Origin of the sequence: Streptomyces ipomoeae 91-03, from assembly GCF_000317595.1 — a bacterium.
GTDB lineage: Bacteria > Actinomycetota > Actinomycetes > Streptomycetales > Streptomycetaceae > Streptomyces > Streptomyces ipomoeae.
Map to the genome: position 1 here is coordinate 1 of NZ_AEJC01000529.1, position 22,058 is coordinate 22,058.

A 22,058-nucleotide genomic window follows, 5' to 3' on the forward strand; every position below is an offset into this window, starting at 1 on the left:
CTGATCCGGCGGGGCCCGGCGTCTGCAAAAGAAAGTGCAAGGAACCGCAAGGAAACACCAACTTCCGTTCCCTGTAGGAATCTTGGGGCAATCGGTGTGTTCTTGTGATGTGCGGGACACCCCATCGGAGCAGGGTGCGTTGTGCAACGTAAGCTGTACCGGTGCCGAATCACGGCAAGTGGGTCCATAATGCGCGACACCCGGCAACAGCCCCACGCGCGGACCTCTGGGCGGCGTGTCCGAAATAGTGCGTATTGGGTCGGCAGTGTAGAACGGGAGATGTGACGGCCATGGCTATGGAAACTCCCCAGCTCAACGACGCTTCCGCCGTCCCCGCGCCGGGTGACGAGCGGTGATCGGAACCGGGACGGCGCGCACCGGCGACCCGGAGCGCGACACCCTCGACAAGGCCGCGGTCGAGAACTTTCCCGTCGCGCCGTTCTTCCTGCCCAGGGTCTGGCGCGACGACCTGATGGCGATCTACGGCTTCGCCCGCCTCGTCGACGACATCGGCGACGGCGACCTCGCCCCCGGCGGCGCCGACGCCCGCCTCCTCGGTGTCTCCCCGCAGGACGCCGACGACCGGCTCCTCCTCCTCGACGCCTTCGAGGCCGACCTCCGCGAGGTCTTCGACGCCACCCCGAACCACCCGCTGCTGCGCCGCCTCCAGTCCACCGTCCGCCGCCACGCCCTCACCCCCGAGCCGTTCCTCGCCCTGATCGCCGCGAACCGCCAGGACCAACAGGTCGAGCGGTACGAGACCTACGACGACCTGCTCGCCTACTGCGCGCTGTCCGCCAACCCCGTCGGCCACCTGGTCCTCGCCGTCACCGGCACCACCACCCCCGAGCGGATCCGCCACTCCGACGCTATCTGCACGGCGCTGCAGATCGTCGAGCACCTCCAGGACATCGCCGAGGACCTCGGTCGCGGCCGTGTCTATCTGCCCGTCGCGGACATGAAGCGCTTTCACGTCCAGGAGGCGGATCTCGCCGCGCCCACAGCAGGCGCATCGGTGCGCGCACTGGTCGCATACGAGGCCGAACGCGCCCGGAATCTCCTGAATGAGGGCACCCCGCTCGTGGGTAGCGTCCACGGCAGGCTGAGACTGCTCCTCGCGGGGTTCGTGGCGGGAGGAAGGGCGGCCCTCCACGCGATCGCCGCCGCCGAGTTCGACGTACTGTCCGGCCCTCCCGAGCCCGGCAAGCTCCGGCTGCTGCGCGAGGTGGGCGCGACCCTGCGAGGAGAGGGGTGATCCGGACCGTGGAGTCGGAACCACACGCGTCCGCACCGGTACTCGCCGCCTACAGCTACTGCGAGGCCGTCACCGGACGGCAGGCCCGCAACTTCGCCTACGGCATCAGGCTTCTGCCGACGCCCAAACGCCGCGCGATGTCCGCCCTGTACGCGTTCTCCCGGCGCGTCGACGACATCGGCGACGGCGCGCTCGCGGTCGAGGTCAAGGCGGGCCGGCTGGAGGAGACCAGGGCGCTGCTCGCCCGGATCCGGGACGGCTCCGTCGACGAGGACGACACGGACCCCGTCGCGGTGGCCCTCGCCCACGCCGGAGCGGCCTTCCCGATCCCGCTCGACGCCCTCGACGAACTCATCGACGGCGTCCTGAAGGACGTACACGGCGAGACCTACGAGACCTGGGACGACCTCAAGGTCTACTGCCGCTGCGTCGCCGGCGCCATCGGACGCCTCTCGCTCGGCGTCTTCGGCACGGAACCGGGGGTGCGCGGCGCGGAACGCGCGCCGGAGTACGCCGACACCCTCGGGCTCGCGCTCCAACTCACCAACATCCTCAGGGACATTCGCGAGGACGCCCAAGGCGGACGCACCTATCTGCCGACCGACGACCTGGCGAAGTTCGGCTGCTCGGGCGGCTTCGCCGGGCCGCTCCCGCCGGCCGACTCCGACTTCGCGGGTCTGGTGCACTTCGAGGTGCGCCGGGCCCGTGCCCTCTTCGCCGAGGGTTACCGGCTGCTGCCCATGCTCGACCGGCGCAGCGGCGCCTGTGTCGCCGCCATGGCCGGCATCTACCGCCGGCTGCTCGACCGCATCGAGCGTGAACCCGAGGCCGTGCTGCGCGGCCGGGTCTCGCTGCCCGGACGCGAGAAGGCCTACGTCGCCGTACGCGGTCTGTCCGGGCTCGACGCCCGGCATGTGTCGCGCCATACGGTCAGGAGGCGTGTCTGATGGACAATCCGACCCAAGGCGAACCCATCGGGGGAAAGCGGTACGCAACCCTCCGTGGTACGACGGCGTCCCTGACTGCGACGGCCTGCCACGGGCCGATCCATCGCCCCGGCGGACCGGCAGGGGAGGTGACACGATGACCGACGGCGCACAGTCCGAGCAACCGCCGGACGCGGACCGGACGGGCCGTCCCCGGCGCACGGCCGTGGTGGTCGGCGGGGGACTGGCCGGAATCACCGCCGCGCTCGCCCTGGCCGACGCCGGTGTCCAGGTCACCCTGCTGGAAGGGCGGCCACGGCTCGGCGGGCTCGCCTTCTCCTTCCGGCGCGGCGAGCTGACCGTCGACAACGGCCAGCATGTGTATCTGCGCTGCTGCACCGCCTACCGCTGGTTCCTCGACCGTATCGACGGTGCCGCGCTCGCACCCCTGCAGAACCGTCTCGACGTGCCGGTGCTCGACGCCGAGGGCAGGCCCGGCAGACGGCTCGGCAGGCTCCGGCGCGACGCACTGCCCGTACCCCTGCATCTGGGGCGCAGCCTGGCCACGTACACCCATCTCTCGCTCATCGAGCGCGCCAAGGTGGGGCGTGCCGCACTGGCGCTCAAAGCACTCGACCTCGACGATCCGGCGCTGGACGAGCGGGACTTCGGCGGCTGGCTGGCCGAACACGGTCAGTCGGCGCGTGCCGTGGAGGCGCTGTGGGACCTCGTGGGGGTCGCCACCCTCAACGCGGTCGCCGAGGACGCCTCGCTCGGGCTCGCCGCGATGGTGTTCAAGACGGGCTTGCTGTCCGACCCGGGCGCCGCAGACATCGGCTGGGCCCATGTCCCGCTGGGCGAACTGCACGACCGGCTGGCCCGCAAGGCGCTCGACTCGGCGGGCGTCCGTACCGGACTCCGTACCCGCGTCACCTCAGTCTCCCCCTGTGGAGACGGACGTTGGACGGTCCAGGTGCCCGGCGAGAGCCTCGACGCCGACGCGGTCGTCCTCGCCGTACCGCAGCGCGAGACCCACGACCTGCTGCCCGCCGGCGCGCTGGACGCACCGGAGCGGCTGCTTCGGATCGGCACCGCGCCGATCCTCAATGTGCATGTCGTCTACGACCGGAAGGTGCTCAAACGGCCGTTCTTCGCGGCGCTGGGCTCCCCGGTGCAGTGGGTCTTCGACCGGACCGGGGCGTCGGGGCTGCGGGAGGGCCAGTATCTGGCGCTGTCGCAGTCGGCCGCACAGGACGAGATCGACGCGCCCGTCGCCGCGCTGCGCGCACGCTATCTGCCCGAGCTGGAGCGGCTGTTGCCCGGCGTGCGCGGCGCTGCGGTGAAGGACTTCTTCGTGACCCGGGAGCGCACCGCGACCTTCGCTCCCACCCCCGGCGTCGGACGGCTCAGGCCCGGCGCCCGCACCAAGGCACCCGGCCTGTATCTGGCCGGAGCGTGGACCGCCACCGGGTGGCCCGCGACCATGGAGAGTGCGGTCCGCAGCGGAGTGAGTGCGGCCGACGCCGCCCTCGCCACCCTGGGCCGGCCCCGGGACCACCTCTTCGCCCATGAGCATGAGGAGGCAGCGTGACGCTGGAAGCGCACAGGACCGGTTACCGCACTCTCGGTACCGCAACAAGAGGAGAGACTGTGCCCACTGTGCCCCCGGCCGCGACGGCAGCCGACGCGGTGGACGTGACCGCGCTCCTGGAGCGCGGGCGGACCCTGGCCACCCCCGTGCTGCGGGCGGCCATCGAACGGCTTGCGCCCCCCATGAACACCGTCGCGGCCTACCACTTCGGCTGGATCGACGCCCACGGCAACCCGGCGGACAGCGACGGCGGCAAGGCGGTGCGCCCCGCGCTCGCCGTGATGTCCGCCGAGGTCACCGGCGCCGCCCCCGAGGTCGGTGTCCCCGGCGCGGTCGCGGTGGAGCTGGTGCACAACTTCTCGCTGCTGCACGACGACCTGATGGACGGCGACGAACAGCGCCGCCACCGTGACACGGTCTGGAAGTCGTACGGCCCCGCCCAGGCCATCCTCGTCGGCGACGCGCTGATGGTCCTCGCCAACGAGATCCTCCTCGAACTCGGCACCGCGGAGGCGGCCCGCGCCACCCGCCGCGTCACCACGGCGACGCGCGCCCTCATCGACGGCCAGGCCCAGGACATCTCCTACGAGCACCGCGAGCGGGTCACCGTCGAGGAGTGCCTGGAGATGGAGGGCAACAAGACCGGCGCCCTGCTCGCCTGTGCCTCTTCCATCGGCGCCGTCCTCGGCGGGGCGGACGACCGCACGGCCGACACCCTGGAGAAGTACGGCTACCACCTCGGCCTCGCCTTCCAGGCCGTCGACGACCTGCTGGGCATCTGGGGCGACCCGGAAGCCACTGGCAAGCAGACCTGGAGCGATCTGCGGCAGCGCAAGAAGTCCCTGCCGGTGGTGGCCGCGCTCGCGGCCGGCGGCCAGGCCTCCGAGCAGCTCGGCGAGATCCTCGCCGCCGACGCCAAGAGCAGCGACTTCGAGAGCTTCTCCGAGGAGGAGTTCGCCGCCCGCGCCGCTCTCATCGAGCAGGCGGGCGGCCGGGAGTGGACCGCGGAGGAGGCGCGCCGCCAGCACGCCATCGCCATCGGGGCACTGGACTCGATCCGGATGCCCGAGTACGTGCGGGACCAGTTCGCGGCGCTCGCCGACTTCGTCGTCGTACGGAAGAGATGATCGCCATCGACCGACTCGGAATCGTCATCGGTCGAATAGGCCTCGCGTAGTCGCCGGCCGGTGCGCCCCCGGGCTGCGGCGTCGCCGGAGCAGGGGAACACCCTTGCCGGACGCACACCGGCCGACGGCTGACCCACCGCAGAGAGATCCGTCCACTGCACGAAGGGGAAGCCATGACAGCGACGACCGACGGAAGCACCGGGGCACCCCCGCCCCGCGCTGCCTCGGCCAGCGACACCGACCACGACACCCCGGCGGCGGCAGGGCTCCAGGACGCCGCCGCACACGCGATGAGGCGTGCCACCGACTTCCTGCTCGCACGGCAGGACGCCCAGGGCTGGTGGAAGGGCGACCTGGAGACCAACGTCACCATGGACGCCGAGGACCTGCTGCTCCGTCAGTTCCTCGGCATCCGCGACGAGAAGACCACACAGGCCGCCGCCCTCCACATCAGAGGCGAGCAGCGCGCGGACGGCACCTGGGCCACCTTCCACGGCGGTCCACCCGAACTCTCCACCACCATCGAGGCGTACGTCGCGCTGCGGCTGGCCGGGGACGACCCGGACGAGCCGCACATGGCGAGGGCGTCCGCGTGGATCAGGCAGCGCGGCGGCATCGCCGCCTCCCGGGTCTTCACCCGGATCTGGCTGGCGCTGTTCGGCTGGTGGAAGTGGGACGACCTGCCGGAGATGCCACCGGAGCTGATCCACTTCCCGAAGTGGATGCCGCTGAACATCTACGACTTCGGATGCTGGGCCCGGCAGACCATCGTGCCGCTGACGATCGTCTCGGCGAAGCGCCCGGTGCGCCCCGCGCCGTTCCCGCTGGACGAGCTGCACACCGACCCCGGCCGACCGAACCCGCCCAAGTCCCTTGATCCGCTCGGCAGTTGGGAGGGCGCCTTCCAGCGGCTCGACAAGGTGCTGCACGGCTACCACAAGGTGGCTCTGAAGCGGCTGCGCAAGGCGGCCATGAACAGCGCCGCCCGCTGGATCATCGAACGGCAGGAGAACGACGGCTGCTGGGGCGGCATCCAGCCACCGGCCGTGTACTCGATCATCGCGCTGTATCTGCTCGGCTACGACCTCGGACACCCCGTGATGCGGGCCGGGTTGGAGTCCCTCGACCGGTTCGCCGTGTGGCGCGAGGACGGCGCCCGGATGATCGAGGCCTGCCAGTCACCGGTGTGGGACACCTGCCTCGCCACCATCGCCCTCGCCGACGCGGGGCTGCCCGCCGACCATCCCCAACTGGTGAAGGCCGCCGACTGGATGCTCGGCGAGGAGATCGTCCGCCCCGGCGACTGGTCCATCAGGCGACCCCAACTTCCGCCGGGCGGCTGGGCGTTCGAGTTCCACAACGACAACTACCCCGACATCGACGACACCGCCGAGGTCGTGCTCGCCCTGCGCCGGGTGAAGCACCCCGATCCGGAGCGCGTCGAGAAGGCCGTTCGGCGCGGGACGCGCTGGAGCCTCGGCATGCAGTCGAGGAACGGGGCGTGGGGCGCCTTCGACGTCGACAACACCAGCCCGTTCCCCAACCGGCTGCCGTTCTGCGACTTCGGCGAGGTCATCGACCCGCCGAGCGCGGACGTCACCGCCCATGTGGTGGAGATGCTCGCCGTCGAGGGCCTGGCCCATGATCCGCGCACCCGGCGCGGCATCGAGTGGCTGCTCGCCGAACAGGAACCGAACGGCTCGTGGTTCGGCCGCTGGGGCGTCAACTACGTCTACGGTACCGGCTCGGTGGTCCCGGCCCTCGTCGCCGCCGGACTGCCCGCCTCGCACCCCGCGATCCGCCGGGCCGTGGCCTGGCTGGAGACCGTGCAGAACGACGACGGCGGCTGGGGCGAGGACCTGCGCTCCTACCGGGACGCCGCCGAGTGGGGCGGCAAGGGCGCCTCCACCGCCTCCCAGACCGCGTGGGCGCTCCTCGCGCTGCTCGCGGCGGGGGAGCGGGACGCCAAGGCCACCGAGCGCGGCATCGAGTGGCTGGCCCAGACCCAGGGGGAGGACGGCAGCTGGGACGAGCCGTACTTCACCGGCACCGGCTTCCCCTGGGACTTCTCCATCAACTACCACCTCTACCGGCAGGTGTTCCCACTCACCGCGCTCGGCCGGTACGTCAACGGTGAACCGGCCGTCCTGAAAGCCACAGGCAGCTGATGGACGTGGCCCCCACCACCCCGGCCCCGCTGCTGATCGCCTGCGCGCTCGGCATCGAGCGGCTCGCCCTGCGCGGCGGCGACCGGGGCTCTGCCCGGGGCCCGGTCACCATCCTGCGCACCGGCATGGGGCCCAAGGCCGCCGAGCGGGCCATCACCGGGCGGCTCGCCGACCCCGCCTTCGCCGACGCGGCCGTCCTCGCCACCGGGTTCTGCGCCGGGCTCGCCCCCGGGATGCATCCCGGTGATCTGGTGGTCGCCGAGGAGACCTGGGTGCTGCGAGGGGTGGTGACGCCCTGCGTGGCTACCAAACGTTTGGTCAAAGAGCTGGTGCGGGCCGTGCCCGGACGCACGATCCACACCGGCCCGCTCACCGGATCCGATCACGTGGTACGCGGTCAGGAACGGTCGGACCTGTTCGCGACCGGTGCGATCGCGGTCGACATGGAGTCGGCGGTCACGCTGCACAGCGCCGTGAGATCGGGCGCACGCCCCGTTGCGGCCGTACGGGTGGTCGTGGACGCCCCAGAACATGAACTGGTCCGGATCGGTACGGTACGCGGTGGAATATCAGCCTTCCGCGTCCTTCGTGCCGTCATCCCGGCTTACTACGAATGGCACCGTTCCTTGCTGCTCCCCAGGAGGTGAGCCAGATGGCCATGCCGCTCCGCCAGTCCATCAAGGTGGCGACCTATCTCGCTGAACAGAAGCTCCGCAAGAGGGACAAGTTTCCGCTGATCGTCGAGTTGGAACCGCTCTACGCCTGCAATCTGAAGTGCGAGGGCTGCGGCAAGATCCAGCATCCGGCGGGGGTGCTCAAGCAGCGCATGCCGGTGGCGCAGGCCGTGGGCGCCGTGCTGGAGTCGGGTGCGCCGATGGTGTCGATCGCGGGCGGTGAGCCCCTGATGCATCCTCACATCGACGAGATCGTCCGGCAGTTGGTGGCCCGGCGGAAGTACGTCTTCCTGTGCACCAACGCGCTGCTGCTGCGCAAGAAGATGGACAAGTTCAAGCCCTCGCCGTACTTCGCCTTCGCCGTGCACATCGACGGGCTGCGGGAGCGGCACGACGAGTCGGTGGCCAAGGAGGGGGTGTTCGACGAGGCCGTGGCGGCCATCAAGGAGGCCAAGAGGCGCGGCTTCCGGGTCACCACCAACTCGACCTTCTTCAACACCGACACCCCGCAGACCATCATCGAGGTCCTCAACTACCTCAACGACGACCTCAAGGTCGACGAGATGATGATCTCGCCCGCCTACGCCTACGAGAAGGCGCCCGACCAGGAGCACTTCCTCGGCGTGGAGCAGACCCGCGAACTGTTCAGGAAGGCCTTCGCGGGCGGCAACCGGCGACGCTGGCGCCTCAACCACTCGCCTCTGTTCCTCGACTTCCTGGAGGGCAGGGTCGACTTCCCGTGCACGGCGTGGGCGATCCCCAACTACTCGCTGTTCGGCTGGCAGCGGCCCTGCTACCTGATGAGCGACGGATACGTCACGACGTACCGGGAGCTGATCGAGGAGACCGACTGGGACGCGTACGGCCGCGGCAAGGACGCGCGCTGTGCCAACTGTATGGCGCACTGTGGCTATGAGCCGACCGCCGTCCTCGCCACCATGGGATCGCTGAAGGAGTCGCTGCGCGCGATGCGCGAGACGGTCTCCGGGAACCTCGGGAAGCAGGGGTGATGTCATGACCGCCGTATCCCTGGGCGTGCCCCAAGTGCCCGTGCGCCCGGTCGCGGCGCGCCGTCCCTCGCGGCAGATCCAGGTCGGCCCGGTGGCCGTCGGGGGCGGGGCTCCGGTGTCCGTGCAGTCGATGACGACGACCCGTACGTCGGACATCGGTGCCACCTTGCAGCAGATCGCGGAACTCACCGCCTCCGGCTGCCAGATCGTCCGGGTCGCCTGCCCCACGCAGGACGACGCGGACGCCCTCGCCACCATCGCCGAGAAGTCGCAGATCCCGGTGATCGCGGACATCCACTTCCAGCCCAAGTACGTGTTCGCGGCGATCGAGGCCGGTTGTGCGGCGGTGCGGGTGAACCCCGGCAACATCAAGCAGTTCGACGACAAGGTCAAGGAGATCGCGCGGGCCGCGAAGGACCGCGGGACCCCGATCCGGATCGGCGTCAACGCCGGCTCGCTCGACAGGCGGCTGCTGCGGAAGTACGGCAAGGCCACGCCGGAGGCGCTGGTGGAGTCGGCGCTGTGGGAGGCGTCGCTCTTCGAGGAGCACGGCTTCCGGGACATCAAGATCTCCGTCAAGCACAACGACCCGGTCGTGATGATCGAGGCGTACCGGCAACTCGCCGCCCAGTGCGACTACCCGCTGCACCTGGGGGTCACCGAGGCCGGCCCGGCGTTCCAGGGCACGATCAAGTCGGCGGTCGCCTTCGGGGCGCTGCTCAGCGAGGGCATCGGCGACACCATCCGGGTCTCGCTGAGCGCCCCGCCCGCCGAGGAGGTCAAGGTCGGCATCCAGATCCTTCAGTCGCTGAACCTGCGGCAGCGGCGGCTGGAGATCGTGTCGTGTCCGTCGTGCGGACGGGCGCAGGTCGATGTGTACCGGCTGGCCGACGAGGTGACCGCCGGTCTGGAGGGCATGGAGGTGCCGCTGCGCGTCGCGGTCATGGGCTGCGTCGTCAACGGACCCGGAGAGGCGCGGGAGGCGGACCTGGGGGTCGCCTCCGGCAACGGCAAGGGGCAGATCTTCGTCAAGGGCGAGGTCGTCAGGACCGTGCCCGAGTCGAAGATCGTGGAGACCCTCATCGACGAGGCGATGAAGATCGCCGAACAGATGGAGCGGGACGGCGTCGCGTCGGGGGAGCCGGCGGTCACCGTGAGCTGACAACACGGGCTGAAAAGCACGGATCGAGAGGGGCCCGACGTGACGATTCTGGAGAACATCCGGCAACCGCGCGACCTGAAGGCGCTGACCGAGGCGGAACTCGGTGAACTGGCCGAAGAGATCCGGGAGTTCCTGGTGCACGCGGTCGCCAGGACCGGAGGTCACCTGGGGCCCAATCTGGGGGTGGTGGAACTCTCCATCGCACTCCACCGGGTCTTCGAATCCCCCGTCGACGCCATCGTCTGGGACACCGGCCACCAGAGTTACGTCCACAAGATCCTGACAGGTCGTCAGGACTTCTCCAAACTGCGCGGCAAGGGCGGCCTGTCCGGTTATCCCTCGCGCGAGGAGTCCGAGCACGACATCGTCGAGAACAGCCACGCCTCCACCGCCCTCGGCTGGGCGGACGGCCTCGCCAAGGCCCGCCGGGTGCAGGGGGAGAACAGCCACGTCGTCGCCGTCATCGGGGACGGCGCCCTCACCAGCGGCATGGCCTGGGAGGCGCTGAACAACATCGCGGCCGCCAAGGACCGGCCGCTGATCATCGTCGTCAACGACAACGAGCGCTCGTACTCCCCGACCATAGGCGGCCTCGCGAACCATCTCGCGACCCTGCGGACCACCGACGGCTACGAGCAGTTCCTGGCCTGGGGCAAGGACGTCCTGCTGCGCACCCCGGTCGTCGGCAACCAGGTCTACGAGGCACTGCACGGGGCGAAGAAGGGCTTCAAGGACGCGTTCGCACCGCAGGGCATGTTCGAGGACCTGGGCCTGAAGTACGTCGGGCCGATCGACGGCCACGACATCAAGGCGGTCGAGTCGGCGCTGCGCCGCGCCAAACGCTTCCACGGGCCGGTCCTCGTCCACTGCCTCACCGAGAAGGGCCGGGGATACGAGCCCGCCCTCGCCCACGAGGAGGACCACTTCCACACGGTCGGTGTGATGGACCCGCTCACCTGCGAGCCGCTCACACCCTCCGGCGGACCGTCCTGGACCTCCGTCTTCGGCGACGAGATCGTACGGATCGCCGACGAACGCGAGGACGTCGTGGCCATCACGGCGGCCATGCTGCACCCCGTCGGGCTGGGCAAGTTCGCGGAGAAGTTCCCGGACCGGGTGTGGGACGTCGGCATCGCCGAGCAGCACGCGGCGGTGTCGGCGGCCGGGCTCGCCACGGGCGGGCTGCATCCGGTGGTGGCCGTGTACGCGACCTTCCTCAACCGGGCCTTCGACCAGCTGCTGATGGATGTCGCCCTGCACCGGTGCGGGGTGACCTTCGTACTGGACCGGGCGGGTGTGACGGGAGTCGACGGGCCGTCGCACAACGGCATGTGGGACATGTCCATCCTCCAGGTCGTGCCGGGGCTGCGGATCGCCGCGCCGCGCGACGCCGAACAGCTGCGGGCCCAGCTGCGGGAGGCGGTCGCGGTGGACGACGCACCGACGCTGATCCGGTTCCCGAAGGAGTCGGTGGGGCCGGAGATTGCCTCGCTGGAGCGGGTCGGCGGCATGGACGTGCTGTACCGCTCCCCGGACGCGGACGGCGCCCAGGTGCTGTTCGTCGCCGTCGGTGTCATGGCGCCGGTGTGTCTGCGGGCCGCCGAGTTGCTTCAGGCGCGCGGCATCGGCTGCACCGTCGTGGACCCGCGCTGGGTCAAGCCGGTCGGTCCGGCGCTGCCGTGGCTCGCCGACGAACACCGGCTGGTGGCCGTCGTCGAGGACAACAGCCGGGCGGCAGGGGTCGGTTCGGCGGTCGCCCTGGCGCTGGGGGACGCCGAGGTCGACGTACCCGTACGGCGGTTCGGTATCCCCGAGCAGTTCCTCGCGCACGCCAAGCGGAGTGAGGTGCTGGCGGAGATCGGCCTGACGCCGGCCGAGATCGCCGGACGGATCAGCGCGTGTCTGGCCGTCAAGGGCGAGCTGCCGAAGGGAGAGCCGTCCGGGGCCGGGTCGGTGAAGGGGGAGCCTGCGGCGGTCGGGTTGTCGAAGAGGGTGAAGGGGGCGCAAGGGGAGCCGTCCGGGGCCGGGTCGGTGAAGGGGGACCTGTCCGAGGCCGAGCCGTCCGAGGAGAAACCGTAGATGACCACCGCGGAACCCGCCGCCGGGGTCGAGGAGTTCGACCTGGGCAAGCTGCTGGCCGAACGCGGCGCCGAGCGCTACGAACTGCACGCCCGGCACCTCAACCACCAACTCCCGCGCATGCTGCACACCATCGGCTTCGACAAGGTCTACGAGCGGGCCGAGGGCGCGTACTTCTGGGACGCCGACGGCAACGACTACCTGGACATGCTCGCCGGGTTCGGGGTGATGGCGCTCGGCCGCCACCACCCCGTGGTCCGCAAGGCGCTGCACGACGTCCTCGACGCGCGGCTCGCCGACCTGACCCGCTTCGACTGCCAGCCGCTGCCGGGGCTGCTCGCCGAGCGGCTGCTCACCCACAGCCCGCATCTGGACCGGGTGTTCTTCGGCAACAGCGGTACGGAAGCCGTCGAGACCGCGCTGAAGTTCGCCCGGTACGCCACCGGCAGACCGCGCGTCCTGTACTGCGACCACGCCTTCCACGGGCTCACCACCGGCTCACTGTCCGTGAACGGCGAGGACGGTTTCCGGGCCGGCTTCGCACCGCTGCTGCCCGACACGGCCGTACCGCTCGGCGATCTCGACGCCCTGGCGCGGGAGTTGAAGAAGGGCGACGTGGCCGCGCTGATCGTCGAGCCCATCCAGGGCAAGGGAGTGCACGAGGCGCCGCCCGGATATCTGCTCGCCGCACAGGAGCTGCTGCGCAGGCACAAGGCGCTGCTGATCGTGGACGAGGTGCAGACCGGGCTGGGACGGACCGGGGACTTCTACGCCTACCAGCACGAGGACGGCGTGGAGCCGGACCTGGTGTGCGTGGCCAAGGCGCTCTCCGGCGGGTACGTGCCCGTCGGCGCGACCCTCGGCAAGGAGTGGATCTTCAAGAAGGTCTACTCGTCGATGGACCGCGTCCTCGTCCACTCGGCGAGCTTCGGCTCCAACGCCCAGGCCATGGCGGCCGGCCTCGCCGTCCTCTCCGTCATGCAGAACGAGGAGATCGTGGCGGGCGCCCGGGCCACGGGGGAGCTGCTGAAGACCCGGCTCGCGGCGCTGGTCGACAAGTACGAGCTGCTCAGCGACGTACGCGGCCGGGGGCTGATGATCGGCATCGAGTTCGGCAGGCCCAAGGCGCTGAAGCTGCGCAGCCGTTGGACGATGCTCCAGGCGGCGCGCAAGGGCCTGTTCGCGCAGATGGTCGTCGTACCGCTGCTGCAACGGCACCGCATTCTCACCCAGGTCTCCGGCGACCATCTGGAGGTCATCAAGCTGATCCCGCCGCTGATCGTCGGAGAACGGGAGGTGGACCGGTTCGTGGCGGCCTTCACGGAGGTGATGGACGACGCGCACAGCGGGGGCGGGCTGATGTGGGACTTCGGCAAGACGCTGATGAAGCAGGCGGTGGCCAACCGGTAGAGCGGACTGGGGACGGGGCCGTCGGTTGGCAGCCTGCGCCAGGGTGTCTGCCAAACGTTTGGTAGGCGCTTTGCCTCAGAGGCAAGAAATTTGCCGCACAGGCAAAGCTCCGGCTGAATGGAAGGCATGAGCCCTTCCGAGGGTACGCACCCTCCTGAGCCGGCGGCGGACGTCGAGCTGCCCGTCGTCGCCCCGCAACTGCGCGCCCTGCGCCGCCGGGCCTCCCTCACGCTGGAGGTCGCGGCGCGGGCCGCCGGGCTGTCGCCCGCGCATCTGTCCCGACTGGAGACCGGGCAGCGTCAGCCGTCGCTGCCGATGCTGCTCGCGCTGGCCCGCATCTACGGTACGACCGTCTCCGAACTGCTCGGCGAGACCGTAGCCGAGCGGGATGCCGTGCTCCGGGCCGACGACGCGGAGCCGACCGGGGCCGGTGGCTGGACGTACTGGCAGGCGGGCGCGCCCGGGCGCGGGATGCAGGCGCTGCGGGTGCATGTGCCGTACGGCTCGCAGGGCGACATCGTGCGCGTCCACCCCGGTGAGGAGTGGCTGTACGTCCTCAAGGGGCGGCTGCGACTGCGTCTCGGGGACACCGCGCATCTGCTCGCGCCCGGGGACAGCGCGCACTTCGACTCGCTGACCCCGCACCGCATCGCCGCCGCCGACCAGGACGGTGCCGATCTCCTGTTCGTCCACACCCTGCTGCAGAGCCCGACCACCGCCCTGTGCCTCGGGCCGACCACCCCCGGAGAGACGCCATGACCGACATGGAAGAGAAGTTCCCCCGCGCCCTTTGGGTGCGGCTGCTCATCTACATCGCGGTCGGACACGTCTTCGCGGCCTTCATCTATCTGCTGTTCGAGCTGGGTGCGAAGCAGTAGCCGAGTCGGCCTAGGTCTGTTGCGAAAGTGGATCTTGTTCGTTGATGATTACCTCTCGTGGGACGTGGTGATCTTACGAACGGCCAGTGGGCCCGGCTTGAGCCGCTGCTGCCGCGGGGCATCAAGCCGGGTCGTCCGCAGGTGTGGACACGGCGGCAGCTCATAGACGGCATACGGTGGCGGACCCGGACCGGTGCTCCTTGGCGCGACGTGCCGGAACGCTATGGGCCGTGGGACCGGGTTTACGACCTGTTCCGGCGCTGGCAGCGGGACGGCACCTGGGCGAGGATCCTCACTCAGCTGCAGGCAGAAGCGGACGCCAAGGGCCTGATCACCTGGGAGGTGAACGTCGACTCGACCGTCTGCCGGGCCCACCAGCACGCCGCCGGGGCGGCGAAAAGGGGGACCTCCAGAAGGAGCCGCCCGGCGGCGTCTTCGTCGAGCCGGCCGACCACGGCCTCGGACGCTCCCGGGGCGGTCTGACCAGCAAAATCCACCTCGCCGTCGAGCAGGGGCAGAAGCCGCTGTCGGTGGTGATCACGGCTGGTCACAGGGGTGACTCCCCGCAGTTCGAGCCGGTTCTGGAAGCGATCCGAGTCCCCAGGCTTGGACTGGGCAGGCCGCGCAAGCGCCCGGACCGGGTGCGGGCCGACAAGGCGTACGACTCCCGCCGCAACCGTTCCTACCTGCGCAGACGCGGGATCAAGGCCACCATTCCGGTCCCGGCGGACCGTGTCCGCAACCGGCTCAAGCGCGGCTCGCGCGGCGGGCGTCCGCCGAAGTTCGACAAGGGCGACTACAAGCAGCGGCATGCGGTCGAATGCGGGATCAATCGCCTCAAGCGCCACCGGGCCGTCGCCACTCGTTACGACAAACTCGCCGTCCGCTACGAAGCGACCGTGCTGGTCGCAGCCATCAACGAGTGGCTGTGACCAGCACTTTCGCAACAGACCCTAGTCGAGCAGGCGTTCGCGCAGCCGCTCCAGGGTCTCCGGGGTCACGTTCAGGCCCTGGGCCAGATAGGTGTCGACGTCGCCCCAGGTCCCCTCGACCGTGTCGAAGGCCGCCTGGAGGTATTCGGCGCGGGCGTCGAAAAGGGGGCTCAGGAGTTCCATGACCTCGGGGGAGTAGGCGCTCGGGGAGGTGCTGCTGCGGTGGACCTTGTAGCGGCGGTGCTTGGCGTTGGACTCCAGATAATCGGTGAGGATGGCCTCGCGCTCGACGCCGAGGGCGAGGAGGGTGACCGCTATGGAGAGGCCCGCCCGGTCCTTGCCCGCCGCACAGTGCATCAGCGCGGGCACGCTGTCCTCGGCGAGCGCGTGCAGCACGCGGGAGTGCTCGGCGGTGCGGTTCTTGATGATCATGCGGTAGGAGGCGATCATCCGGCCGGCCGCCTTGCCGTCGTCCAGCAGCGCGCGCAGCTGGTCCAGGTCACCGTCGCGGACCATCTTCCAGAACTCGGCGCCGTCCGCCGGGTCGGAGAGCGGCAGGTTCACATTCCGTACGCCGGGCAGCTCGACGTCCGGGCCCTCCAGCTTCTGGTCGGCGGCGTTGCGGAAGTCGAAGATCGTGTGCAGGCCGAGGGAGGCCAGGAACGCGGCGTCCTCGTCGGTCGCGTGCGCGAGGTGGCCGCTGCGGAACAGCACTCCGTGGCGCACCCGGCGACCGTCCACGGTCGGCAGACCGCCCACATCACGGAAGTTGCGCACTCCGGTCAGCTCGGGCTCGGTCGACGGGACCTGCTGCGTCACTGGGGCTCCTCCCATCCGGCCGTCGGCGCCGCTCGTCGACGGACGCGCACTCGACATCGAGGCGCGCACTCGACCATACGACACGGGTGGGTACGGAAATGAGTTGTCCACAGGCGCCGCCGTGCGCCCCTCGACCGTTGTGCACCGCCCTGTCATGCGCCCGCCGACACTTGTCCACAGGCGAGCCGACGCCCTCCGGCGGCCTGCGATGATGTTGGAGCTCGACCGTACCTGTTCGACTTTGTGAGGGCTTGATGGTGGAAATCGGCGCAGACGGCCGGACCTGGCTTCTTACCGGGCCCAGGAGCAGTTATGCCCTGCGGCTCACCGAAGCTGACGAGCTGCTGCATCTGCACTGGGGCCCCCGGATCGCCCTCGCCGACGCCGAGGAGCTGGCCGCCCGGCAGCAGCTGCCGTACTGGCCGTTCGAGGCCCCGGTCGACGGACACGAGGAGTACCCGGTCGAGGGCGGCCCCCGCTTCACCCGGCCCGCCCTGTCCGTGCGCACCGACGAGCGGCGCGGCACCGAGTGGGCCTTCCAGGAGTACGAGGCGGACGGTGACGAGCTGCGGCTGCGCTTCATCGACGACGGCCTCCGGATCACCCTGCACTACCGGATGCGTGACGACGTCGTGGAGCGCTGGGTGACCCTCGTCAACGAGGGGCCGGCCGCGGAGCTGCTGCGGGCCGACTCGGCGACCTGGACGCTGCCGCTGCGCGAGGAGGGCTGGCGGCTCTCCCAGCTGCACGGGCGCTGGGCGGCCGAGTCCCGGCTGGTGCGCGGGGAGCTCACCTACGGCGAGAAGGTCATCGGCAGCCGACGCGGGCACACCGGGCACCAGCATCTGCCCTGGGTCGCCCTCGACACCGACGCCACCGAGGAGCGCGGCGAGGTCTACGGCTGCGCGCTCGGCTGGTCGGGGTCCTGGCGGATCGCCGTGGCCCAACTCCCGGACGCACGCGTGCAGATCACCGGCGGGGCCGGATACGACGAGTCGGGCCTGCTGCGGCTGGCGACGGGCGAGACGTTCACCACGCCCGTCTTCGCGGGCCTGTGGAGCGACGGCGGCTTCGGCGGAGCGAGCCGTGCCTGGCACGCGTACCAGCGGGCGTACGTCATCCCGGACGCGGACCAGGACCGGCCGGTGCTCTTCAACTCCTGGGAGGCCACCGAGTTCGACATCTCCGAGGAGCAGCAGGGCGCGCTCGCGCGGCGGGCGGCGGCCATGGGGGTCGAGCTGTTCGTGGTCGACGACGGCTGGTTCGGGGCGCGGACCAGCGACCGGGCCGGGCTCGGCGACTGGACGCCCAACCCGGACCGCTTCCCCAAGGGGCTGAAGCCGCTCGCCGACTATGTGCACGCCCTCGGCATGCAGTTCGGCATCTGGGTCGAGCCGGAGATGGTCAACCCGGACAGCGAGCTGTACCGGGCGCATCCGGACTGGGTCCAGTTCCAACCGGGACGAAAGCGGACGGAGCTGCGCAACCAGCTCATGCTCAATCTGGCCCGGGAGGACGTCCAGGAGTACCTCTGGGAGCAGTTGAACGGGCTCCTCTCCAGCACGCCCGTCGACTACGTCAAGTGGGACTTCAACCGCTGCTTCACGGACGCCGGCTGGCCCGGTGAGCCGTACCCGCAGAAGCTCTGGGTCGAGCACGTCCACGCCTTCTACGCCCTGCTGGACCGGCTGCGGGCCGCGCACCCGGGTGTCGCCTTCGAGTCGTGCTCGGGCGGGGGCGGCCGGATCGACCTCGGGGTGATGTCGCGGACGGACCAGGTGTGGACCTCCGACAACACCGACCCGCTCGACCGGCTCGCCATCCAGCACGGGTTCAGTCAGATCCATCCGGCAAGGGTGATGGCCGCCTGGGTCACCGACAGCCCGAACAACCAGCTCAACGGCCGGGTCAGCTCGCTGCGGTTCCGTTTCGTCAGCGCCATGGCAGGCGTCCTCGGGGTAGGTGGCGACCTCACCCAGTGGAGCGAGGAGGAGCTGGCCGAGGCGCGGGACTGGGTCGAGCTGTACAAGGGGATCCGGCCGGTCGTGCAGCGCGGTGACCTCTACCGGCTGCGGACGCCGGAGGGCGGGCTGAGCGCCGTGCAGTACGTCCACGGCGACGAGGTCGTCGTCCTCGCCTGGCTCCAGGCCCAGCACTACGGCGAACCGCTCGCCCCGCTCCGGCTGCGCGGCCTCGACCCGGCAGGAACGTATGAATACCGCGAAACGGGCGAAGCGCACCGAGGTGCGGTGCTCTTGCACCACGGGCTGCGGACCGGACTGCGCGGTGACTTCGACGCCACGGTTATCCGCTTGCGTCGCATTTGAGCGATATGTCCGAAATGAAGCCTTAATTCCAACAGGCCCTGGAATAAAACCTACTGACTCGTAGGCGCGTGAGCAGCGTCATATCCGTGACCGTCTGTTGCCGTCATGTCCACGTAATTCGGGCGTGTTTCCAGGGCGGTTGGAAATCGATAAGGACCGTATTTTTACGGAGCGTAATCGTGATTTCGAGAAAGGATCAGGTAGGAAGACGCACAGGAAAACCCAATGGTTGTCTCTGCGGGCACAAGTCGCTTACGTTCGGCCTCGATCCGGACGGACGCCCAATCCTGCCGCCGACCGGAGCCGCAAACCGACCCGTCCACGGCAGGAGCGGGGGACCCACAGGTAGTACCGCCTGTTCCGGTCTCCGGAACGGCTAGGGGTAAAGCCGTGCGCAAGCACGGCCGGGCATCTCCAGTCCGCACCCGACAGCTCACCTCGCAGGCGCCGGAGAGGAATTCGCCCATGCCCGCCAAGGGTAAGCACCGCCGCCCGAAGTCCCAGCGTTTCACCCGTTCGATCGCCGCCGCCGGAACCGGTGGCGCCGCGCTGGCACTGCCCTTGATGGGAGCCGCCGGCGCCCATGCCGCGACTCCCACGGCCGCCGTTTCCGGCGTTTCCGAGAAGGCGGCCTCGGCCGCCGACAAGGCCGTCGCCGAGCAGAGCGCGCGACTGGAACAGGCCGAACAGGCCGCGCGGGCGGAGAAGACCGCCGCCACCAAGAAGGCGGCGACGAAGACCTACACGGTCAAGGTGGGCGACTACCTCGCGAGGATCGCGCGAGAGCAGCACGTCGACGGTGGCTGGAAGCGGCTCTACGCCGACAACCGCTCCGCGATCGGCTCCGACCCGTCGCTCATCCACCCGGGCCTCAAGCTCACCATCGGCGGCACGGCCGCGACGAGCGAGACGTCGCAGTCGTCGACGAAGGCCCGCTTGTCGCAGTCGTCCGCGCCCGCCGAGTCGACCGACTCCTCCAAGGTTTCCGAAGTTTCCGAGGTGTCCGAGTCGACGGGCTCCCAGTCCTCGGTCGAGGAGGCCACGGAGTCGACCTCCACGGCCGACCAGGCCGCCGAGTCCAGCGGCTCCGGCTTCACCCTGCCCATCCAGGGCGCCACGATCGGCACCGCCTACAAGACCGCCGGCAGCATGTGGTCCAGCGGCTACCACACCGGCGTCGACTTCGTGGCCCCGACCGGCACCAGCCTCACGGCCGTCGGCGCGGGCACCGTTGTCTCGGCCGGCTGGGGCGGCGCCTACGGCAACCAGGTCGTCATCCAGCTCGCCGACGGCTACTACGCCCAGTACGCCCACCTCTCCTCGATCTCCGTCTCCGCGGGCCAGTCCGTGAACGCCGGCGACCAGATCGGCCTCTCCGGCGCGACCGGCAACGTCACCGGGCCGCACCTGCACTTCGAGATCCGTACGACGCCGAACTATGGCTCGGACATCGACCCGCTGGCGTACCTGCGGTCGAAGGGCGTCAGCGTCTGACGCTTCGCCCGCCGGGCGGCAAACTCCGAAGGCCGGACCCTCGATCCCTGGGGTCCGGCCTTCGGTGTGTCTGATGGCTCGGTGGGTGTGAGCTGTCCGACGTGGCCGGTTGAGGTATCGACAGTCGTGCGCGTGTGGGGACAGAGTGATCTCGTGGGTTTTGGGTAAGCGCTTTCTGCGTGCTGGGCATGATGCCCTCGGAGGTCGCATGCGGGCCGGCCCGGCCGGCCCCACTCGACGCATGGACGGCACGGCAGGACGCATGGACGGCACGGCAGCTCGAATGACTCGTCACGTACAGGAGGAGCGTCATGACCACGCGTAGGGCCTTTGGAGCGCTTGCCGCCGGTGCCGCCCTCGCCGCGTCGGGGTCGGGCGGGATCGCGTACGCCGGTGGAGGTGTGGGATCGCCACGCGGTCGGCGTCGGGGGCGGTTGATCGCTGCGGACGACTTTCGGCGTGGGCTCGGGCAGTGGGTCGTCGAACTGCAGGACGGGGGGACGGTCACCGCCGAGCGGGGGGTTCTGGAGGTCGATGTGCCTGCCGGGGCGACGGTCTGGTTCAAGCGGAGGCTCGAAGGGCCGTACGTCATCGAGTACACGGCCACCCCCGTCTCCGCGGGGGGTGTGAACGACCGGGTCTCGGACCTCAACAACTTCTGGAACGCCGTCGACGTGCGGTCGCCCGAGGATCTGTTCGCCACGCCGCGTGGCGGTGCGCTCGACGAGTACGACCATCTCAAGACCTATTACGTCGGGTACGGCGCCAATACGAACACGACTACGCGGCTTCGGCGTTATGTGGGGGAGGCGGGGGTTCGACCGCTGGTCTACGACTACAGCGAGCCGCTGCTCGTCGCCAACGCGCCCCATCGGGTGCGGATCGTGTCCGACGGTTCCGTCGTGCGGTGGTGGAACAACGGGCGGCTGGTTTTCGACTACGCCGATCCCGAGCCTTACACAAGTGGGCACTTCGCCTTTCGGACAACTTGGAGTCACTTCCGGATCGAAGGGTTCCGGGTGTGGCGGCTTGGTGGTCGGGGCTGAGTGGGGGTGTGGTGGCGGGTGGCCGGGGTGTGGTCGGGGCTGAGCGGAAGTGTGGGCGGGGTGCTGTGGGTGGTGTCCCGACCTGGCCGTATTCCGGGTTGACCAACACTTGACGCGTGGTATATCTCACCGCCCGTCAACCCTTTATTACGGTCGCGTAGGTCACATCCAAAGGTGAATCATGGGGCGACGTGACAGACGATTCGAAGAATGACAGCAGATCAGTGATCGGGTCGTACGTGGCGGTGGGGGACAGCTTCACCGAGGGTGTCGGCGACCCCGGGCCCGATGGGGCGTTCGTCGGATGGGCCGACAGGTTCGCGGTGTTGCTCGCGGACCGGGTGCCCGAGGGCGACTTCGACTACACCAATCTCGCCGTGCGCGGGAAACTCCTCGACCAGATCGTCGAGGACCAGGTGCCGCGTGCGCTGGAACTCGCGCCGGATCTGGTTTCGTTCTGTGCGGGTGGCAACGACATCATTCGGCCGGGTACCGATCCCGACGAGGTCGCCGAGCGGTTCGAGCGGGCGGTCGCCCGGCTGACGTCGGCTGTCGGCACCGTGATGGTGACCACCGGGTTCGATACGCGTGATGTGCCCGTGCTCCGGCATCTGCGGGGGAAGATCGCTACGTACAACGGGCATGTGCGGGCCATCGCGGATCGGTACGGGTGTCCTGTGCTGGATCTGTGGTCCCTCAGGAGCGTGCGGGATCGGCGGGCCTGGGACGACGATCGGCTGCACCTGTCGCCCGAAGGGCATACACGTGTCGCCCTGCGGGCCGGACAGGTGCTCGGTGTCGAGGTTCCGGCCGATCCTGAGCAGCCTTGGCCTCCGCTGCCGCCGCGCGGGACGTTCGAGGTGCGGCGGGACAACATCCACTGGGCTCGGGAGTATCTGGTGCCGTGGATCGGGCGGCGGTTGCGGGGGGAGTCGTCTGGGGACCATGTGTCGGCGAAGGGGCATTTGTCGCCGGATGACATCAAGATGCGGATCGCGTCGGTGGCTTGACGGGTGCCTCCGGGGGTTGGGCCGGGTGCCTCCGGCGGTTGGCCGGGGCGCCTTCGGTGGGTTGGGGGGTCGGGGCCGTGCCGGTGCGTCAGCCCGTCGCCAGGTGCGGGGTGCCTCCGGCGGTTGGGCCGGGTGCGCCTGCGGGTGCGT

General features: G+C 69.9%; 19 protein-coding genes and 1 riboswitch. Of the genes, 18 read left to right on the forward strand and 1 reads right to left on the reverse strand.

Translation table 11 applies throughout. The features are described 5' to 3' along the window. The first annotated feature begins 352 nt into the window (after positions 1-352). From hpnC to STRIP9103_RS47450, 14 genes are all read left to right on the forward strand, one after another. Complete coding sequence (hpnC, locus tag STRIP9103_RS34255) at positions 353-1,255, forward strand: squalene synthase HpnC (protein ID WP_009329183.1); 903 nt, start codon at positions 353-355, stop codon at positions 1,253-1,255. Next, positions 1,252-2,202, forward strand: coding sequence for a presqualene diphosphate synthase HpnD (hpnD, locus tag STRIP9103_RS34260; protein ID WP_009329159.1), 951 nt, complete (start codon positions 1,252-1,254; stop codon positions 2,200-2,202). The genes hpnC and hpnD overlap by 4 nt, the downstream gene beginning before the upstream one ends. Then, entirely contained in the window at positions 2,202-2,342 is a 141-nt protein-coding gene (locus STRIP9103_RS53600; RefSeq protein ID WP_220131583.1) for a DUF6380 family protein, read from the forward strand. Before hpnD ends, STRIP9103_RS53600 begins: the two co-directional genes overlap by 1 nt. Then, positions 2,339-3,772 (forward strand): hydroxysqualene dehydroxylase HpnE, encoded by a 1,434-nt coding sequence (hpnE, locus tag STRIP9103_RS34265; RefSeq protein ID WP_009329161.1) that lies wholly within the window; start codon positions 2,339-2,341, stop codon positions 3,770-3,772. The genes STRIP9103_RS53600 and hpnE overlap by 4 nt, the downstream gene beginning before the upstream one ends. A 59-nt stretch (positions 3,773-3,831) precedes the next feature. Further along, on the forward strand, positions 3,832-4,899 hold the full coding sequence (locus STRIP9103_RS34270) for a polyprenyl synthetase family protein (RefSeq protein WP_009329166.1): 1,068 nt from the start codon (positions 3,832-3,834) through the stop codon (positions 4,897-4,899). Positions 4,900-5,072: 173 nt separating this feature from the next. Further along, positions 5,073-7,067, forward strand: a complete 1,995-nt coding sequence (gene shc, locus STRIP9103_RS34275; protein WP_009329185.1) for a squalene--hopene cyclase — start codon at positions 5,073-5,075, stop codon at positions 7,065-7,067. Beyond that, complete coding sequence (locus STRIP9103_RS34280) at positions 7,067-7,714, forward strand: phosphorylase family protein (protein ID WP_009329182.1); 648 nt, start codon at positions 7,067-7,069, stop codon at positions 7,712-7,714. The genes shc and STRIP9103_RS34280 overlap by 1 nt, the downstream gene beginning before the upstream one ends. A gap of 5 nt (positions 7,715-7,719) precedes the next feature. After that, on the forward strand, positions 7,720-8,751 hold the full coding sequence (gene hpnH, locus STRIP9103_RS34285) for an adenosyl-hopene transferase HpnH (protein WP_009329154.1): 1,032 nt from the start codon (positions 7,720-7,722) through the stop codon (positions 8,749-8,751). 4 nt (positions 8,752-8,755) lie between these two features. Continuing rightward, a complete protein-coding gene (gene ispG / locus STRIP9103_RS34290) occupies positions 8,756-9,913 on the forward strand; it encodes a flavodoxin-dependent (E)-4-hydroxy-3-methylbut-2-enyl-diphosphate synthase (RefSeq protein WP_009329162.1) in 1,158 nt (385 codons plus the stop codon). A 39-nt stretch (positions 9,914-9,952) separates the two neighbouring features. Then, positions 9,953-11,992 carry a 1-deoxy-D-xylulose-5-phosphate synthase gene (dxs, locus tag STRIP9103_RS34295; protein WP_009329157.1) on the forward strand — a complete coding sequence of 680 codons (2,040 nt, stop codon included), beginning with the start codon at positions 9,953-9,955 and terminating at the stop codon, positions 11,990-11,992. Next, positions 11,993-13,402: an aspartate aminotransferase family protein gene (locus STRIP9103_RS34300; RefSeq protein ID WP_009329186.1), complete on the forward strand. Its 1,410-nt coding sequence runs from the start codon at positions 11,993-11,995 to the stop codon at positions 13,400-13,402. It begins immediately after the preceding gene. Positions 13,403-13,528: 126 nt separating this feature from the next. Then, positions 13,529-14,161: a helix-turn-helix domain-containing protein gene (locus STRIP9103_RS34305; protein ID WP_009329187.1), complete on the forward strand. Its 633-nt coding sequence runs from the start codon at positions 13,529-13,531 to the stop codon at positions 14,159-14,161. Beyond that, on the forward strand, positions 14,158-14,280 hold the full coding sequence (locus STRIP9103_RS34310) for a DUF6126 family protein (protein ID WP_009329167.1): 123 nt from the start codon (positions 14,158-14,160) through the stop codon (positions 14,278-14,280). Before STRIP9103_RS34305 ends, STRIP9103_RS34310 begins: the two co-directional genes overlap by 4 nt. 57 nt (positions 14,281-14,337) lie before the next feature. Further along, positions 14,338-15,212 (forward strand): IS5 family transposase gene (locus STRIP9103_RS47450; RefSeq protein WP_234022376.1). Its coding sequence is split into 2 segments (ribosomal slippage): positions 14,338-14,731 and positions 14,731-15,212, totalling 876 coding nucleotides; the frame shifts between segments, so codons are not numbered across the junction. Between the two features lie 21 nt (positions 15,213-15,233). On the opposite strand, the gene STRIP9103_RS34320 is transcribed toward STRIP9103_RS47450, so the two are convergent. Next, positions 15,234-16,031, reverse strand: a complete 798-nt coding sequence (locus STRIP9103_RS34320; protein WP_009329165.1) for a tyrosine-protein phosphatase — start codon at positions 16,029-16,031, stop codon at positions 15,234-15,236. Between the two features lie 254 nt (positions 16,032-16,285). Between STRIP9103_RS34320 and STRIP9103_RS34325 the strand changes: the two genes are divergently transcribed. From STRIP9103_RS34325 to STRIP9103_RS34340, 4 genes are all read left to right on the forward strand, one after another. Next, the gene (locus tag STRIP9103_RS34325) at positions 16,286-18,358 is read left to right on the forward strand and encodes an alpha-galactosidase (RefSeq protein ID WP_009329163.1); all 2,073 of its coding nucleotides are present in this window, start codon (positions 16,286-16,288) and stop codon (positions 18,356-18,358) included. A 301-nt stretch (positions 18,359-18,659) separates the two neighbouring features. Further along, a riboswitch (cyclic di-AMP (ydaO/yuaA leader) is annotated at positions 18,660-18,818 on the forward strand. A 5-nt stretch (positions 18,819-18,823) separates the two neighbouring features. Next, on the forward strand, positions 18,824-19,852 hold the full coding sequence (locus STRIP9103_RS34330) for a M23 family metallopeptidase (RefSeq protein ID WP_009329184.1): 1,029 nt from the start codon (positions 18,824-18,826) through the stop codon (positions 19,850-19,852). A gap of 311 nt (positions 19,853-20,163) precedes the next feature. Then, the gene (locus tag STRIP9103_RS34335; RefSeq protein WP_009329160.1) at positions 20,164-20,898 is read left to right on the forward strand and encodes a DUF6250 domain-containing protein; all 735 of its coding nucleotides are present in this window, start codon (positions 20,164-20,166) and stop codon (positions 20,896-20,898) included. A gap of 224 nt (positions 20,899-21,122) precedes the next feature. Continuing rightward, a complete protein-coding gene (locus tag STRIP9103_RS34340; RefSeq protein ID WP_009329155.1) occupies positions 21,123-21,908 on the forward strand; it encodes an SGNH/GDSL hydrolase family protein in 786 nt (261 codons plus the stop codon). The last annotated feature ends 150 nt before the right edge of the window (positions 21,909-22,058 follow it).

Excerpts from the sequence above, each read along its gene's own strand:
- STRIP9103_RS34310 (WP_009329167.1), top strand. The coding sequence starts at position 14,158 with ATGACCGACATGGAAGAGAAGTTCCCCCGCGCCCTTTGGGTGCGGCTG.
- STRIP9103_RS34305 (WP_009329187.1), top strand. The coding sequence starts at position 13,529 with ATGAGCCCTTCCGAGGGTACGCACCCTCCTGAGCCGGCGGCGGACGTC.
- STRIP9103_RS34325 (WP_009329163.1), top strand. The coding sequence starts at position 16,286 with ATGGTGGAAATCGGCGCAGACGGCCGGACCTGGCTTCTTACCGGGCCC.
- hpnE (WP_009329161.1), top strand. The coding sequence starts at position 2,339 with ATGACCGACGGCGCACAGTCCGAGCAACCGCCGGACGCGGACCGGACG.
- shc (WP_009329185.1), top strand. The coding sequence starts at position 5,073 with ATGACAGCGACGACCGACGGAAGCACCGGGGCACCCCCGCCCCGCGCT.
- ispG (WP_009329162.1), top strand. The coding sequence starts at position 8,756 with ATGACCGCCGTATCCCTGGGCGTGCCCCAAGTGCCCGTGCGCCCGGTC.
- STRIP9103_RS34330 (WP_009329184.1), top strand. The coding sequence starts at position 18,824 with ATGCCCGCCAAGGGTAAGCACCGCCGCCCGAAGTCCCAGCGTTTCACC.
- STRIP9103_RS34300 (WP_009329186.1), top strand. The coding sequence starts at position 11,993 with ATGACCACCGCGGAACCCGCCGCCGGGGTCGAGGAGTTCGACCTGGGC.
- STRIP9103_RS53600 (WP_220131583.1), top strand. The coding sequence starts at position 2,202 with ATGGACAATCCGACCCAAGGCGAACCCATCGGGGGAAAGCGGTACGCA.
- STRIP9103_RS34280 (WP_009329182.1), top strand. The coding sequence starts at position 7,067 with ATGGACGTGGCCCCCACCACCCCGGCCCCGCTGCTGATCGCCTGCGCG.
- hpnH (WP_009329154.1), top strand. The coding sequence starts at position 7,720 with ATGGCCATGCCGCTCCGCCAGTCCATCAAGGTGGCGACCTATCTCGCT.
- STRIP9103_RS34335 (WP_009329160.1), top strand. The coding sequence starts at position 20,164 with ATGACCACGCGTAGGGCCTTTGGAGCGCTTGCCGCCGGTGCCGCCCTC.